Annotated in this window: 10 protein-coding genes and 1 pseudogene; 7 read left to right on the top strand and 4 right to left on the bottom strand. The window is 69.8% G+C overall.

Annotation, left to right across the window (positions count from 1 at the left end):
• Positions 1–76 precede the first annotated feature (76 nt).
• Positions 77–979, top strand: coding sequence for an SDR family oxidoreductase (locus tag BM362_RS13145; protein ID WP_093573267.1), 903 nt, complete (start codon positions 77–79; stop codon positions 977–979).
• On the opposite strand, the gene solA is transcribed toward BM362_RS13145, so the two are convergent.
• The 3 genes from solA to BM362_RS13130 form a co-directional block, all read right to left on the bottom strand.
• Positions 969–2,093: an N-methyl-L-tryptophan oxidase gene (gene solA / locus BM362_RS13140; RefSeq protein ID WP_093573266.1), complete on the bottom strand. Its 1,125-nt coding sequence runs from the start codon at positions 2,091–2,093 to the stop codon at positions 969–971. The two genes, BM362_RS13145 and solA, sit on opposite strands and share 11 nt — an antisense overlap.
• Positions 2,090–4,327 carry an FAD-dependent oxidoreductase gene (locus tag BM362_RS13135; RefSeq protein ID WP_093573265.1) on the bottom strand — a complete coding sequence of 746 codons (2,238 nt, stop codon included), beginning with the start codon at positions 4,325–4,327 and terminating at the stop codon, positions 2,090–2,092. Before BM362_RS13135 ends, solA begins: the two co-directional genes overlap by 4 nt.
• 181 nt (positions 4,328–4,508) lie before the next feature.
• The gene (locus tag BM362_RS13130) at positions 4,509–5,294 is read right to left on the bottom strand and encodes an IclR family transcriptional regulator (protein ID WP_067576025.1); all 786 of its coding nucleotides are present in this window, start codon (positions 5,292–5,294) and stop codon (positions 4,509–4,511) included.
• 173 nt (positions 5,295–5,467) lie between these two features.
• Between BM362_RS13130 and mtrA the strand changes: the two genes are divergently transcribed.
• From mtrA to secA, 6 genes and pseudogenes are all read left to right on the top strand, one after another.
• Positions 5,468–6,145, top strand: a complete 678-nt coding sequence (mtrA, locus tag BM362_RS13125; RefSeq protein WP_005150760.1) for an MtrAB system response regulator MtrA — start codon at positions 5,468–5,470, stop codon at positions 6,143–6,145.
• A 7-nt stretch (positions 6,146–6,152) separates the two neighbouring features.
• Entirely contained in the window at positions 6,153–7,883 is a 1,731-nt protein-coding gene (gene mtrB / locus BM362_RS13120; RefSeq protein WP_093573264.1) for an MtrAB system histidine kinase MtrB, read from the top strand.
• A complete protein-coding gene (locus BM362_RS13115; protein WP_093573263.1) occupies positions 7,880–9,637 on the top strand; it encodes an LpqB family beta-propeller domain-containing protein in 1,758 nt (585 codons plus the stop codon). Before mtrB ends, BM362_RS13115 begins: the two co-directional genes overlap by 4 nt.
• A gap of 62 nt (positions 9,638–9,699) precedes the next feature.
• Entirely contained in the window at positions 9,700–10,344 is a 645-nt protein-coding gene (locus tag BM362_RS13110; RefSeq protein WP_093573439.1) for a ComF family protein, read from the top strand.
• A gap of 984 nt (positions 10,345–11,328) precedes the next feature.
• Positions 11,329–12,012 (top strand): ribosome hibernation-promoting factor, HPF/YfiA family, encoded by a 684-nt coding sequence (gene hpf, locus BM362_RS13105; RefSeq protein ID WP_067576031.1) that lies wholly within the window; start codon positions 11,329–11,331, stop codon positions 12,010–12,012.
• Between the two features lie 261 nt (positions 12,013–12,273).
• A pseudogene (secA, locus tag BM362_RS13100) lies at positions 12,274–14,829 on the top strand (preprotein translocase subunit SecA); the annotation flags it as partial.
• 496 nt (positions 14,830–15,325) lie between these two features.
• Here the strand turns inward: secA and BM362_RS13095 are convergent.
• The gene (locus BM362_RS13095) at positions 15,326–15,805 is read right to left on the bottom strand and encodes an Rv3235 family protein (protein ID WP_198545140.1); all 480 of its coding nucleotides are present in this window, start codon (positions 15,803–15,805) and stop codon (positions 15,326–15,328) included.
• Between the last annotated feature and the right edge of the window lie 140 nt (positions 15,806–15,945).

Raw genomic sequence — 15,945 nt, 5'->3', positions numbered from 1 at the left:
GTCTAGGTGATGACACCGGATGACATCAGGCGTACTGTGATGGCACTAGGTGTCATCATGAGTGAAAGGACAGCCCATGCGGGTTTTCGTCACCGGGGCCAGCGGCCACGTCGGCTCGGCCCTCGTTCCCGAACTGCTCTCCGCCGGACACGAGGTGGTCGGGCTCGCCCGGTCGGACGCCTCCGCCGCGGCGCTCGCCGAACGCGGTGCGCAGGTGCGGCGCGGCGACCTCGACGATCTCGACGGCCTGCGCGCGGCGGCCGCCGAGGCGGACGGCGTCGTGCACTTGGCGTTCAAGCACGACCTGATGGCCAGCGGCGAGTTCGCCAGCGCGGTCGACGCGGATCTCGCCGCGCTCCAGGCGCTCGGCGAACCTCTCGTCGGCACTGGCAAACCGCTGGTCTCGACCTCCGGAACCCTGATGCTCGCCGGGCTCGGCCGCGCTGGCACCGAGGCCGACCGGCTTCCCGGCGGCCCGCGCGTGGACGCGGAGAACTACGTGCTCGGGCTCGCTGACCACGGTGTCCGGTCGGCAGTCGTGCGGCTGCCGCCGTCGGTGCACAGTTCGCTCGACAAGCACGGTTTCGTCCCGGCCATGATCCGTTTCGCCCGCGCGGCCGGGGTTTCCCCGTATGTCGGCGAGGGTGCCAACCGCTGGTCCGCCGGTCACACGCTCGACGCGGCCCGGCTCTACCGGCTGGCCCTGGAGAAGGCTCCGGCCGGGGCCATGCTGCACGCCGTCGGCGACGAAGCCATCTCGCTCCGGCAGATCGCTGAGACGATCGGCGCGCGGCTGGGCGTCCCGGCGAAGTCCATCGCGCCGGAGGAAGCCGCGGCGCACTTCGCGTTCCTGGCGCCGATGGTGCAGTCGGACGCGCCGACGTCCGCCGCGAGCACGCGTGAACTCCTCGACTGGAAGCCGGAACACCCTGGCCTGCTTGAAGATCTGGCTGAAGAGCACTACTTCGCTACGGCGTGAACCTCGCCGGGTCAAACAGCGAGATCGGGTGCCGCGTCTCCCCGTCGACCACCAGGTCCGCGAGGATTTCCCCCATCACCGGCACGAACTTGAACCCGTGCCCGGAAAACCCGCACGCCACCACCACTCGCGGATACTTCGGGTGCGGGGCGATCACGAAGTGTTCGTCCGGGGTGTTCGTGTAGAGGCAGGTCGCCGCTCGGCGGAAGGCCGCCGGGAGCGTCGGCATCCGGGAGCCGACGACGTCCGCGACCGCGCGTACCTCGTCGTCGTGGACCCGCCGGTCGATCGTGTCGGTGGTGCACGGCGTGCCGCCAAGGTGCACGGCGACTTTGACGCCTTGTGCGGTGTGCGCGGGAAAACCGTAGAACTGGCCGCCTTCAGCGGTTTCCCAAAGGTAGACCGGATGATCAGTGAACTGCTGCACGTCCGCTGGTTCGAACCAGTACTGGACCTGGCGCCGCACCTCGAAATCGACGCCTAGGTCCGCGAGCAGCACGGGTGCCCAAGCGCCGGGGCACAGCACGAGCCGCTCGGCGGTGTAGTAGCTCGAAGCGGTGCCGACGCGCACCCCGGTTTCCGTGCTGGTCCACGTGAATACCTGCTCCTCGTGGTGCAATTCGGCACCGTGGCGCGCGGCGAGTTGCAGGTGCGCGGCGACGCTTCCCTCCGGCGAGACGAAACCGGCACCCGGTTCCCAGAGTGCCACCTCGTCCTCGGCCGGGGTGATGGTGGGGAACCGGTGCCGGATCTCGGCCGCGTCCAGTATTTCGTGCGGGATGTCGAACTTCTCCGCGGAAAGCGTGCTGCCCGCGATCGTGCGCGACTCCGGCGGTCCGCCCATCACCGCGCCGCAGCGGGTGAACAGCGACCGCCCGGAGTCGCGTTCGAGTGCGTCCCACATCTCGTGCGCGCGCAGCAGCAGCGGCACGTAGTCCGGACCTTCGAGGTACGCCTGCCGCGTGATCCGCGACCCGCCGTGGCTCGAACCGAGGTTGTGCACCGGCGCGAACTGGTCGATCCCGAGCACCTTCTGGCCTCGTCGTGCCAGCCGGTAGGCGGCGGCGCTGCCCATTCCGCCGAGACCGATCACGATCACGTCGTAATGCGTCATTCGCTGCTCCTCAGCGGCTCCGCGGTCACCCTTGCCGCGAGCCGTTTTCCGAAGTGCTCGATTTCCACTGGCGACCGCGGCCGGGTGTCCTCGACGGGAAGCCAGGCATAGGCCAGATTTTTGTCGACGGTGTAGCCGTACGCGCCGCTCGTGACGTATCCCGCCGGACGGCCGTCGACGTACACCGGCTCCCGGCCCTGCATCACCGAATGCGTGTTGGCGATGGTCAAGCACGCCAGTTTCCGCCGTACTTTCGAGGGAGAACGGTGGAGAAGCGTGTCCCGGCCGAGGAAGTAGCCCTTGTCCATCCGCACCGCGAACCCGAGACCCGCCTCGTACGGATCGTGCTCGGTGGTCACGTCGATGCCGCAGGTGCGGTGGCCTTCCTCCATCCGGAGGCTGCGCAGCGCGTCCTCTCCGGCCGCGACGATCCCGTACGGCTGCCCGGCCGACCAGAGCGCGTCCCACAGCGACCGGCCGAGATCCGCGCCAGTGTGCAGCTCCCAGCCGGGTTCGCCCACGTCGGACACGCGCAGCACGGTCACCGGCACGTCGCCGAGGTACGTCCGCCACGCGCGAAAGTCCGATGTGGACAGTTCGGGCAGCACCTGTTCGGCGAGCGGCCCCCACAAGCCGAGACAGCAGGTGCCGCCGGTGGTTTCGCGCAGCTGGACCGAGCCGTCGCCGGGCAGATGCCGGCGCAGCCAGGCGACGTCCCGATGATGGTGCGCGGCGACGTGAAACTGCTCCACGCCAAGCCGGGTGACGGTCAGATCGCTGCGGATCCCGCCGTCTTCGCCGAGCAGCAACGTGCTGGTGACCGAGCCGGACGGCCGGTCGAGCTGGTTGGTGGTCATCGTCTGCAGGAACGGCAGCGCGCCGCGACCGGTGATCTCCAGCCGCCGCCGCGGGGTCAGATCGAACAACGCCACCCGGCTGCGAGCCGCGACTGCCTCCGCGCGTCCGCCAGAGGGGTACTGCTGCGGCCGCGCCCAGCCGTCTTCCTCGCGAAACTCCGCGCCCAGCGCGACCTCGCGTTCGTAGCAGGGCGTGGTCCGCACCGGTTCCGCCGCCGGTCGCGGATGGCCCGCCGCCGCCAAACTCCGCTCCCGCACCCGGCCGGGCGCGAGCTGCAGCCGATCGAACCGAGCGAGGTCGACGGAGTGCAGGTCGAGGTGCGCTTGCCCCTCGATGAGCCAGCGCGTCAGCTCCCGCGCGACCCCGGCGGACCACGCGCAGTCCACCGCTTCGGCGACCCAGAACCCGTCGAGATCCGGATGTTCGCCCAGCAGCGGCAATCCGTCCGGCGTACCCGGGACCAGCTGCCGGACGCCCTCCTCGACCTTCGCGTCGGCGAGCGCGGGCACCAATCCGAGCGCGGCCGTCCACGACTCCTCGAAGCCCGCCGGAGCGAACGCGGCGTCGGTCTCGACCGGACCCAGCGCACTGATGCCCAGCCGGTCGACGTGTTCGCGCAGCGACAGCCCGGCTCCGCGCAGGATCGGTTTGTCCGCCTCGGTGAAGTGGTCGTTGTCCCCGGCGAGCTGCGCCAGCGGGGTGGTCCGCGCGTGCTCGACGGCGATCGGCACCACCGGCACCGCGAGATCGACCAGGCGGCCGAACTGCGGCCCGCGCACTCCGGTGCACGAGATGACCACGTCGGCGCGGAACCGATCGGTCGCGGTCGCCACCGCGGTCACCCGGCCCGCCGTGCGTGCGATCTCGACAATCTCTTGCCCGGTAAGGAATTTCGCGCCCCGCTCGGTCGCGCGACGAGCCTGGGCGAGCGCCGCGCGGATCGGTTTGACCAGCCCGTCGCCGGGAATGTGCAGGCCGCCGAACACCTTCGCGGAGTCGAGCAGCGGGTGCAGCTGGGCGCATTCGCCCGGTTCGCGCAGGTAGCCGCGCACGCCGGACGACGTCGCCCAGCCAAGCCGTTGCCGCAGCCGGGAAAGCTGCTCGGGCGAGGTCGCGAGTTCGAGGCTCCCGACCGGCTGGAAACACCAGCCGCCGTCGACGGTCAGCCCGCTGTACTTCTCCGCGGTGTACCTGGCGAACTCGGACGCCGTGCGGTCGGCGTGCGTGCGGAAGAGCAGCCCCGGCCCGGCGGAAGCGACCGCCGGTTCCGGTTCGAGGACGGTGACGTCCGTCCAGCCGCGTTCGGTCAGCTCGTCGGCGACCGCGCAACCGAGGAGCCCGGCGCCGAGCACAACCACCCGCGGTCGCACCGCCATCGCGAGGTACCTCCTGCCTGCCGGCCGTCGCGGACGGCCCGGCTCGGGACGAGACAGGCATGCCGGAACGCCCCGCCGGGGAACGGACGCGTTGCGGATGGAGATCGGTGTTCCGTCTGCTGCAACTCACAAATTGCGGGATCGCGGGCGCGCTGTCAAGAGAGCCGCCGCGGCCGCCGGGTCACGCGGAAAAGTAGCCAAGCTGAGCGGAAAGCTCCCGGGCCGCCTCCGCCATCGGCGCGACGATCTGCCGGATCCGCTGTTTGGACAACCGGTAGGACGGGCCGGACGCGCTCATCGCCGCGACGACCTCGCCGCCGGGGCCGCGCACCGGCACCGCGACCGCGTGCATGCCCAGCTCCAGCTCCTCGAAGGAGGCCGCGTAGCCGTCCTCGGCGACGCGATCCAGTTCGGCCGCCAGCTCGTCCCGGTCGACTGTGGTGCGCGGCGTGTACTGCTCCAGTTCGTGCGCGAGCATCCGCTTGCGCTCGGCGTCGTCCATCGCGGCGAGCAGGACCTTGCCGCTGGACGTGGCGTGCAACGGCGTGCGCTGCCCGGTCCAGTTCTGCGTGGTGATCGCCGCCGACCCGCGGGCCTGGCTGATGTTGATCGCTACGCCGTCGTCGGCGATCGCGATGTTGACCGTCTCGCCCAGTTCCTCGGCGAGCGACTGGCAGGTCTGCCTGCCGAGCTTCGCCAGGTCCATCCGGCCGGTCGCGGCGCCCGCCAGCCGGACGACGCCGAACCCGATCGCGTACTTGCCGCGTTCGCCAAGCTGCTCGACCAGCCCGTGCGCCTCCAGCACGCTCAGCAGCCGGGACGCGGTGGACTTGTGCACGCCCAGCTCGCCCGCGATCTCGGTGATGCCGATTTCGCCATTGCGGGCCAGCAGCTCCAGGACCGTGATCGCCCGGTCGACGGACTGCACCGCGCTTCCCGTTGCGTTTCCCGAGTCCTGGTTCCGCATAGCGCAACAGTAACCGTTCGGCTGCGATCTGTTCGGCTGAGCGGGCGAATCCCGTCGCGGCCGGACGCCCGAGGCGTCCGGATGGCCCAACCGGGCCGGTGATCTTGATCTTTCCGGTGGTCAAACGCGCGGGTCGTGCGCACGGGTGCGGGCGGTAGTGCGAACATGTGGTCATGAAGGCACGTGTCTTGGTGGTCGACGACGACCCGGCGCTGGCGGAGATGCTCACCATCGTCCTGCGCGGCGAGGGGTTCGACACCGCGGTGGTCGCGGACGGTTCGCGGGCGCTGCCCGCGCTGCGGGAGCTGAAACCGGACCTCGTCCTGCTCGACCTCATGCTGCCCGGCATGAACGGCATCGACGTGTGCAAGGCGATCCGCGCCGAGTCCGGCGTGCCCATCGTCATGCTCACCGCCAAGAGCGACACCGTGGACATCGTGCTCGGGCTCGAGTCCGGTGCCGACGACTACGTGGTCAAGCCGTTCAAGCCGAAAGAACTCGTCGCCCGCGTGCGCGCCCGGATGCGCCGCACCGAGGCCGAGCCCGCCGAATCGCTCACCATCGGTGACCTCGCGATCGACGTTCCCGGGCACGAGGTCACCCGCGAAGGCAAGGCGATCCCGCTGACGCCGCTCGAGTTCGACCTGCTCGTGGCGCTGGCCCGCAAGCCGCGCCAGGTGTTCACCCGCGAGGTGCTGCTCGAACAGGTGTGGGGCTACCGGCACGCGGCCGACACCCGGCTGGTGAACGTGCACGTCCAGCGCCTTCGCTCGAAGGTGGAGAAGGACCCGGAGCATCCTGAGGTGGTGCTGACGGTGCGCGGGGTCGGGTACAAGGCCGGCCCGCCGTGATCCGCCGATGACCGGTTTCGCGGGGCGGCTTCGCGCCGCCGCCCGCGCCACGGCTCGGCTCTCGGCCCGGGTCGTGGTTTTCGCCCGCCGCCGCGCGGTGGCGTTCAACGAGCTGTGGAAGCACTCGCTGCAGTTCCGCGTCACGATCTCGACGCTCGCGCTGTCCTCGGCCGTGGTGTTCGTGCTGGGCATGGTCCTGCAGAACCAGATCACCGAACGGCTGCTGGACACCAAGCGCCGCGCCGCGATCGAGCAGACCCAGGCGCTGGCCGACACCGCCGCGCGCGAACTGGTCGGGATCGGCGGCGAGTCCCCGGAGGCGCTGCACACGCGCCTGCAGAACGCGCTCAAGAAGATCTCGACCACGTCTTCCTCGCGCGCGGGTTCCACCGCGGGCACCTTCGAACCGGTGCTGGCCAGCGTCGGCCGCGGCCAATCGGATGCCGACCCGGTATACGTCGGGCCGTTCCCCGCGGTGCCGGAGCGGCTGCGCCAGTTCGTCGAGGCCGACCATCTCGCGCGGCTTGAGCACACGGTCGACGAGAACGGCGCCCGGACCACTTACCTGATCGTCGGCACCCCGCTGGCGACCGCGGCCAGCCCGCTGCAGCTGTATTTGCTGTTCCCGCTCACCAGCGAGCAGACCACCGTGTCGACGGTGCAGAACACGTTGTTCGTCGCCGGCATCGTGCTGCTGCTGTTGCTCGCCGGCATCACGAACCTGGTGGTCCGGCAGGTGGTGCGGCCGGTCCGGCAAGCCGTCGCGGCGGCCGAGCAGTTCGCGGGCGGCGACCTCGACCAGCGGCTCGCCGTCGTGGGCGAGGACGATCTCGCCAAACTCGCGGTGTCCTACAACAGCATGGCGGCCAGCATCCAGAACCAGATCCGCCAGCTCGAGGAATTCGGCGGACTGCAGCGCCGGTTCACCTCCGACGTGTCACACGAGCTGCGCACCCCGCTCACCACCGTGCGGATGGCCGCCGACGTGCTGCACGCCTCCCGAGAGCAGTTCCCGCCCGGCTTGGCCCGCTCGACCGAGCTGCTCGTCGACGAGCTGGACCGGTTCGAGGCGCTGCTCGGCGACCTGCTGGAGATCAGCAGGCTCGACGCGGGTGTCGAGGAGCTGTCGGCGGAGTACATCGACGTGCGGCCGATCGCGACGCGCGCGGTCGAGCAGGTGCGGGTGCTCGCCGGGACCGCGGGCAGCGCGGTCGAACTGGTGTTGCCGGACGAGGACACCTCCGCCGAGGTGGACGCGCGGCGCATCGAACGGATCCTGCGCAATCTGCTGGCCAACGCCGTCGACCACAGCGAGGGCAAAACGGTGGTGCTGACGGTCGCGGTGAACGAGTCCGCGGTCGCGATCACCGTCCGGGACTACGGCGTCGGCCTGCGGGCGGGGGAGGCCGAGCTGGTGTTCAACCGGTTCTGGCGCGCCGACCCGTCGCGCAACCGGCGCACCGGCGGTACCGGGCTCGGCCTCGCGATCAGCCAGGAGGACGCGCGGCTGCACGGCGGCGTCCTCGACGCGTGGGGCGAGCCGGGACACGGTGCGTGCTTCCGGCTCGTGGTGCCGCGCCGGCAAGGCGTGCCGATCGCGGACAGCCCGCTGGTGCTGCCGCCGCCGGACGCTGTTTCGGAGATCACGCTGTCGCCGTCGTCGGTCGCCGAACTGCACCCCGCGCCGGAGGCGATCCTCGCCGATCCGGCCCCGGACCGGGAGGAGGTCGGTCAGTGAGGCGAGTGCTCGTCCTTCTCGCCTGCGCACTGGTGCTCGTGAGCTGCGCGAACGTTCCGCAGGAATCGCTGCCGGTCGTGGTGTCGGTCGAAAAAGCGCCACAGCAGGCCAACAACGCGCCGGAACCGCCGGCCAACGCCGAACCGCTCGACATCGTGCGGCTGTTCATCAAGGCCAACGCCGATCCGCGGTCGGGCAACGCGGCCTCGCGGGCGTTCCTCGACGACAAACAGCGGGGCGCGTGGCGGCCGAACCGCTCGTTCACGATCATCGACAAGACCTTCAGCACGGTCTACGACCCCACGGCCAGCACCGGCCCCACCACGACGCCCACGCCGTCGTCGGCCGCGCCGGACCCGAACGTCCGCACGGTCACCGTGCGCGGTTCGGTGCTCGGCACGCTGAGCGCGGACTCCGCGTTCATCCCCAGCAGCGGCCCCGCCGAGCAGACCTTCCAGGTGCGCAAGCAGGCCGACGGCCAATGGCGGATCTCCAGCCCGCCCCCGCCGGTGCTGCTGGTGACCGACGACGAGTTCGACGGCAACTACAACCCGGTCGTGGTGAGCTTCTACTCCGGCGACTCCGGATCCTTCGCGCCGGACCTGCGCTACGTCCCGGCGAAACCGCAGTCGGGCATGCCGGGCCGGGTGATGGACCTGATCCTTCAGGGCCCCTCCGCCGGACTCACCGGCGCGGTGAAAAACCTGTTCGGCGACGGGGTGTCGCTTGAGAACAACGTGAAGAACAACGACGACGGCTCGCTGACCGTGCAGCTGAGCGGGCTCACCGGCGTCGGCCCGGACACACGGTCGCTGATCGCCGCGCAGATCGTGCTGTCGATGCAGACCGTCACGTCCACCCGGATCCGGCTGCTCGCCGACGGCGCGCCGCTCGTGGCAGGCCACGAATACTGGCGCAGCAGCGATTTGCCCTCGTACAACGCTTCCTCGTCGCCGAACGGCCTGATGACGGTCGGCGGCCGCGTCCGCTCGCTCAGCGACGGCGCCCCGATCGCGGGCGCGGTGGGCAACGGTGCGTACCCGGTGGTGAGCGCGGCCCAATCGATCGACGGCAAACGCCTCGCGGTGGTCGAGCAGGACGGCGACCGCGTGCGGCTGCGCATCGGCGACCTCGGCCGCGACCTGCCGACGGTCGACCTCGGCGGCGGTTCGCTGAGCCGCCCGACCTGGCGTCCGGCGCAGATCGGGGCCGGGCCGTCGAACGAGGTGTGGACGGTCGTCGACCATTCGATCATCGCGCGGATGGTCCTCGACCCGAACGGCCACTGGCTGCGCCAGAGCGTCAACGCGAACGACCTGCTGGCGCTGGGGTCGATCGGCGTCCTGCGGCTTTCCCGGGACGGCACCCGCGTGGCCGCGACGGTGAACGGCCAGCTGGTCGTGGCGTCGGTGGTGCGCAGCAGCGACACGGTCACCTTGCGCGAGCCGCGGGTGCTGCAGCCCGGCGTGCTGACGGACGTGCTGGACGTGGACTGGGGCTCGACGCCGGACACCCTGGTGGCCGCGACGTCCTCGCCCTCGCAGCCAGTCCAGCGGCTGTCGATCGACGGGCGGCGGATGGACGCTTACAACAGCTCGAACCTCACCGCGCCGGTGCGCGCGGTCGCGTCCGCCCCGAGCCAGCCGATCGTGGTCGCGGACGCCGGAGGGCTGTGGACGGCGACCGAGCTGGGTGAGGTGTGGCGGCCGCAGGCGCACTCGATGCAGAACGCGGATCCGTTCTATCCGGGGTGATTTCCCGGCTCCGGTGTTCGCGCGGCCGAAAACTGTCGGTGCTCGGGTGCACACTCGGAGTCATGTTGCTGAGACTGCTGTTGAACCTGCTCCTGCCGACCTACTGTGCGGGCTGTGCGACCCGTGGCGCGCCTGTGTGCGCCGGATGCTTCACGACGTGGGGGTCCCCCACTGCGGTGTTTCGCGCGCCGCTGGCGACCTTGGTCCCGGCCTATGCCTTGGCTCGTTACGCGGGCGTCGCCAAGCGGACCTTGATCGCCGGCAAGGAACGCCGCCGTCGGGACGTGGCCCCGTTTTTGGGCCGAGTGCTGGCGGCTGGGCTGATGGCGTTGCCTTCCGGTGGTCCTCGCGCCAGTCCGTGGTGTCTCGTACCGGCACCGAGCCGGCGGATCGCTTCGCGGGTGCGCGGAGGTCCGCACGTCCAGCGAATCGCGTCGGAAGCCGCTCGGCTGGCGGGGGCGTATGTCGCGCCTGCCCTGGTGCTGAAGGGCGGACGGGACGCGGTCGGGCTGAGCCGGGCGGAACGGACGGCCAATCTGGAGGGACGGCTGCGGTTCGCCGCGGCCGGCCGTCCGCCGCCGGGTACGCGGGTCGTGGTGGTGGACGACGTGATCACCACAGGCGCCACGTCCGCCGCATGCGTCACGGCGTTGAAAAACGCGGGCGTGCCGGTGGTGGCGGTACTCGCCCTGCTGGCGACAGTCTGAAAGGCAGCGTGTCTCGCGTTCGAGACCTGGCCGGGTCCCTGGCTGTCTGCGCATCCGAGTTCTGTGGTCTCGGGAACCGGAATCGGGTTACCAGGCAGAGCGTGTCCCGTGTTCGAGACCTGGCCGGGTCCCTGGCTGTCTGCGCATCCGAGTTCTGTGGTCTCGGGAACCGAAATCCGGTTACCAGGCAGAGCGTGTCCCGCGTCCGAAACCCGGCCGCGTCCCGGCCGCCTGCGCATCCGAGCCTTGCGTGCCACCGGAAGCGCTCCACGATCGGCTCCGGATCGCCGGGGCAGCGGCCCTGGAAACCGAAATCCGGTTACGCGGAAACCGATCGTCCACTCCGCACCCGGCCAAAACGGAACGATTCCAAAAACCGTCCGCCCGAAAACTTCCGCCCGCTTTCTCACCAGGGAGGCCACTCGCGTTCGAGCACCCACTACCGCCAGGCGTCACCTACACGAGTGACGTCAAGAGGGAACCTCCTGCCGTCGCCGCCCGTTGTCCGGGCATGAGGGTCAAGGCCGGAACCACCCCCGCGACGGGGCAGTCCACCGAGGTGGCGGCTGCGCCGGAGGGGCCGGTCACCCTCGGCGTCCGAGGTGCCGCTTTGTTGAGCCGTCCGCGTGAAACTTGGGCACGCGCGCTCGGCCTTCCGAGCGGCGGTTCCGGGCTGCGCACGCATGATTCACTGCGCCCCGTGACGAGTTCCCGGATCGTGACATCCCCCGGCTCGGGGGCTGTTGCGGACGGCGTGATGAAGCTAACGTGCTCCGCTATCAGCAATACCCGCAGGCAGGGAGGTGTGCAGCCCATGTCCCTGGCGCCGGCGGCCCGCTGAGTCCGCGTTCGCGCTACCGCCACGAGACGTCGTGACCCGGTCGCGAATTCTTTATCAGCCCGCCGAATCCGTGCAGTAGCCGTTCAGTACCGGTGCCGTGAGAACACAACAGCTCGCAGTTTCCTCAGCGAGGGAGGTCGTGTATGGACATCGTCGTTAAGGGCCGCAACGTGGAGGTGCCCGCGCATTACCGGGCGCTTGTCAGCGAAAAGCTGGCCCGCCTTGAGCGCTACGACAAGAAGGTCATCCGCTACGAAGTGGAACTCTTCCACGAGCCCAACCGCAGGCAGGCCAAGAGCTGCCAGCGCGTCGAGATCACCGGGAAGGGCCGCGGTCCGGCTGTCCGCTCCGAAGCGAGCGCGGCCGACTTCTACGCAGCGCTCGACTCCGCCGTCACCAAGCTGGAAAACCGGCTCCGGCGGACACACGACCGCAGGCGCGTGCATTACGGACGCAGCCGTCCGGAGTCGGTCGCCGAGGCGACGTCGATGGCCGGCGGATCCGATGCCGTCGCCGGGCCCGCGATGGGCACGGCCGTCCTGGACGCACCCGACGCGACCGAACCCATGGTGAACGGTTTCGCGGCGACGAGTGCGGGCGACATTCCCCGGCAGGGGCGCTGGGAGGACGAGGACCTGGGCCATCAGCCCGGCCGCGTCGTCCGCGAGAAGCAACACGACGCGGACCCCATGACGGTGGACCAGGCTCTCTACGAGATGGAGCTGGTCGGCCACGACTTCTACCTGTTCAACGACTCCGAGGCGGGCCGGCCGAGCGTCGTCTACCGGCGAAAGGGCTTCGACTACGGCGTGATCCGGCTGGGCTGATCCAGTCCGGGACAACCGCACCGGCGGCCCGCACGCGAACGCGTGCGGGCCGCCGGTGTGCCCGGAGCACGACCCGAGGCACGACCTTCGTCGGGACCTGTGCACACCTCCGTGACCTTCTGCGACGACGTGCGTGCGCGGACCAGCCCGCGTTCCCTACGATGGGGGAGACGGCGGCGGCGCACACGGGCGCCAGCCGTGGCGATTTACTGCCCGGGAACGGCCTGGGCGCGATCATGATCAGCTAGTGAGGTCGACCGGATGGTGCTGAACCGCCTGCTCCGCGCGGGCGAGGGCAAGATGGTGAAGCGGCTGCGCAACATCGCCGATCACATCAACACCCTCGAAGACGACGTGAAGGACCTGTCGGACGCCGAGCTGCGGGCCAAGACCGACGAGTTCCGCGAGCGGTACGGCAAGGGCGAATCCCTGGACGAGCTGCTGCCGGAGGCGTTCGCCGTCGCCAGGGAAGCCGCGCACCGGGTGCTCGGCCAGCGGCCGTACGACGTCCAGCTCATGGGCGGGGCCGCGCTGCACCTCGGCCAGGTCGCCGAGATGAAGACCGGCGAGGGCAAGACGCTGACCTGCGTCCTCGCGGCCTACCTGAACGCCATCCCCGGGGACGGGGTGCACGTCGTCACCACCAACGACTACCTCGCCAAGCGCGACGCCGAGTGGATGGGCCGCATCCACCGCTTCCTCGGGCTCGAGGTCGGCGTCATCATCGCCGAGCAGGACCCGCAGGAGCGCCGCAAGCACTACAACGCCGACGTCACCTACGGCACGAACAACGAGTTCGGCTTCGACTACCTGCGCGACAACATGACCTGGTCGCTCGACGAGTGCGTGCAGCGCGGGCACAACTTCGCGATCGTCGACGAGGTCGACTCGATCCTCATCGACGAGGCGCGCACCCCGCTGATCATCTCCGGCCCGGCGGACCAGTCGTCGCGGTGGTACGTCGAGTTCGCCCGGCTCGCGCCGCTGATGCAGGGCATCGACACCACCACGATGGGCACGCGCGAGCGGGTCGAGAAGGCCAACCTGATCAACTCGAAGTACCACTACGAGACCGACGTCCGCAAGCGCACCGTCGCGGTCACCGAGAAGGGCGTCCGGTTCGTCGAGGACCAGCTCGGCATCGAGAACCTCTACGAGGCGGCGAACACCCCGCTGGTCGGCTACTTGAACAACGCCTTGAAGGTCAAGGAGCTCTACCACAAGGACAAGGACTACATCGTCCGCGACGGCGAGGTCATGATCGTCGACGAGTTCACCGGGCGCATCCTGGTGGGCCGCCGGTACAACGAGGGCATGCACCAGGCGATCGAGGCCAAGGAAGGCGTCGAGATCAAGGCGGAGAACCAGACGCTCGCCACGATCACGCTGCAGAACTACTTCCGGCTCTACAAGAAGCTGGCCGGCATGACCGGTACCGCCGAGACCGAGGCCGCGGAGTTCCACCAGACCTACAAGCTCGGCGTGGTGCCGATCCCGACGAACCGGCCGATGGTCCGCGCGGACCGCGCCGACCTGATCTACAAGAACGAGCAGGCCAAGTTCGAGGCCGTCGCCGAGGACATCGCCGAGCGGCACGAAAAGGGCCAGCCGGTGCTGGTCGGCACGACGAGCGTGGAGAAGTCCGAGCACCTGTCGAAGCTGCTGCTCAAGCTCGGCGTGCCGCACGAGGTGCTGAACGCGAAGTACCACAACAAGGAAGCGCTGATCGTCGCGCGCGCGGGCAAGAAGGGCCAGGTCACCGTCGCCACCAACATGGCGGGCCGCGGTACCGACATCGTGCTCGGCGGCAACCCGGACATCATGGCCGACGAGGTGCTGCGCGAGCGCGGTCTCGACCCGGTCGAGCACTCCGAGGAGTACGAGGCCGCCTGGCCGAAGGTGCTTGAGGAGATCAAGGAAGAGGCGCTGGCCGAAGCCGACGTCGTCCGCGAGGCGGGCGGGCTCTACGTGCTCGGCACCGAGCGGCACGAATCGCGGCGCATCGACAATCAGCTGCGCGGTCGTTCCGGACGGCAGGGCGACCCCGGCGAATCGCGGTTCTACCTGTCGCTGGGCGACGACCTGATGCGCCGGTTCAACGCGGTGCTGGTCGAACGCATCATGACCACGATGCGGCTGCCGGACGACGTGCCGATCGAGCACAAGATGGTCTCCAAGGCGATCAAGAGCGCGCAGACCCAGGTCGAGCAGCTCAACATGGAGACCCGCAAGAACGTCCTCAAGTACGACGAGGTCATGAACGAGCAGCGCAAGGTGATCTACGCCGAGCGGCACCGCGTGCTTGAGGGCGAGGACCTGCGCGAGCAGATCGAGCACATGATCATCGACGTGGTGAAGGCGTACGTCTCGGGCGCGACCTCCCAGGGGTACGCCGAGGACTGGGACCACGAGCAGCTGTGGACCGCGCTGAAGACGCTGTACCCGGTCAGCCTCGACTGGGACGACCTGATCGAGGACGGCGACCTCGACGCGGAATCGCTCAGCCAGGCGCTGGTCGACGACGCGCTCGACGCCTACGCCAAGCGCGAGGCCGAGATCGACGAACTGGTCGGCGAGGAAGGCTCGATGCGCCGCCTCGAGCGCCAGGTCATGCTCACCGTGCTGGACCGCAAGTGGCGCGAGCACCTCTACGAGATGGACTATCTCAAGGAGGGCATCGGCATGCGGGCGCTCGCGCAGCGCGACCCGCTGATCGAGTACCAGCGCGAGGGCTTCGACATGTTCCGCGCGATGCTCGACTCGCTGAAGGAGGAGGCCGTCGGCTTCCTGTTCAATCTTCAGGTCGAGCGCGCGGAGCCGGAAACCGTGCAGCAGCCGGAACCGTCGGCGCTCCCGGGCGGCGTCACGTCCGCGACCGCCGCGGCGGCGGGCGCCTTCGGCAACCAGGGCGAGGACGAGGGCAAGCACGCCCGCCCGGCCCCGCCGCAGCCCCCGGCCACTGACTCCGATTCGGTCCCGTCCGCCTTGCGCGGCAAGGGAATCGGCGGCGGTGTCCAATCCGGGCTGACGATGTCCGGCCCCTCCGAGGGCGGCGGTGTCGAGTCCCATTCGGACAGCGCGAACGACGCGGACGCCGGGTCCGCGGGCGGCACCCGCCGCGAACGCCGGGCCGCTGAGCGGGCACAGGCGAAGAAGGGCAAGAAGGGACCGCGTCGCTGACGCCGTCCACTGTGGATGGTTTGACCGGGAACGGCAGCACGAGAGCGCTCGTGCTGCCGTTCTTTTTCAGTTCCCCAGTGGACTCGATATAGGCTCAGTGTCCTGATGTTGAGGACGTCTGTCCCAATCGGGTTCAGGCCACCGAGGGCCGACCCGCCTGTGCGATCTCGGCGCGCGGCGCGAGCACGTGAAACCGCGTGCACACCCACCCCGTCCGCGTGCGCTCGAACCGGGCCGCCAGCGCCAGCACCCGAGGTCCGGAATGGATGATCGTGCTGGTCTCCAGCACGGTCTCGGTCGGACGGCAGACCCGCAACTCCCCGGCGACGTGATGGCGGATGCCCGGCATCAGCCCTTGACTGCTGAGCCGGGAAAACAACGCCTCGTCCACGAGCGGACGGATCTGCCCGGCCGAGCGTCGCCCGGCGAGGACTTCGAGGATGGCGTTGAGCCGTTGGCTGAGCCGCTGCCCGGTAGGCGGGTCGGCGAGCCGCGACAGCCGATGCCCGGCAGGCGGCAGATCGTAGGGCGAGGGCCACCGGCTGCGCCGATGCGTACGTCGGCCCTTGACCTCCGGGACCGCGGCCAGCGGCCGGAGGCTGTGGTTCGTCATTGAGTTCCCTCCCCGAAACATGGACGTCCACCCGCGGATTAGTGCGTCCTGCGGCCGGGTGATGGGACGGTGAGTGCCTGATCCGGCGAAAAGGGCAGATTGGCGCAGACGGTATGTGCCTGATGCGCTAAGGGGGAGGA

Source organism: Amycolatopsis rubida (genome assembly GCF_900115345.1).
GTDB classification, from domain to species: domain Bacteria; phylum Actinomycetota; class Actinomycetes; order Mycobacteriales; family Pseudonocardiaceae; genus Amycolatopsis; species Amycolatopsis rubida.
Note: the sequence above shows the minus strand (reverse complement) of the source record. Positions and strands in the feature narration are given on the sequence as shown.

Bases quoted from the DNA above. Each gene is read 5' to 3' on its own strand.
- BM362_RS13135 (WP_093573265.1), bottom strand. From the start codon at position 4,327: ATGGCGGTGCGACCGCGGGTGGTTGTGCTCGGCGCCGGGCTCCTCGGT.
- BM362_RS13110 (WP_093573439.1), top strand. From the start codon at position 9,700: ATGTTGCTGAGACTGCTGTTGAACCTGCTCCTGCCGACCTACTGTGCG.
- hpf (WP_067576031.1), top strand. From the start codon at position 11,329: ATGGACATCGTCGTTAAGGGCCGCAACGTGGAGGTGCCCGCGCATTAC.
- mtrB (WP_093573264.1), top strand. From the start codon at position 6,153: ATGACCGGTTTCGCGGGGCGGCTTCGCGCCGCCGCCCGCGCCACGGCT.
- mtrA (WP_005150760.1), top strand. From the start codon at position 5,468: ATGAAGGCACGTGTCTTGGTGGTCGACGACGACCCGGCGCTGGCGGAG.
- solA (WP_093573266.1), bottom strand. From the start codon at position 2,093: ATGACGCATTACGACGTGATCGTGATCGGTCTCGGCGGAATGGGCAGC.
- BM362_RS13145 (WP_093573267.1), top strand. From the start codon at position 77: ATGCGGGTTTTCGTCACCGGGGCCAGCGGCCACGTCGGCTCGGCCCTC.
- BM362_RS13130 (WP_067576025.1), bottom strand. From the start codon at position 5,294: ATGCGGAACCAGGACTCGGGAAACGCAACGGGAAGCGCGGTGCAGTCC.
- BM362_RS13095 (WP_198545140.1), bottom strand. From the start codon at position 15,805: ATGACGAACCACAGCCTCCGGCCGCTGGCCGCGGTCCCGGAGGTCAAG.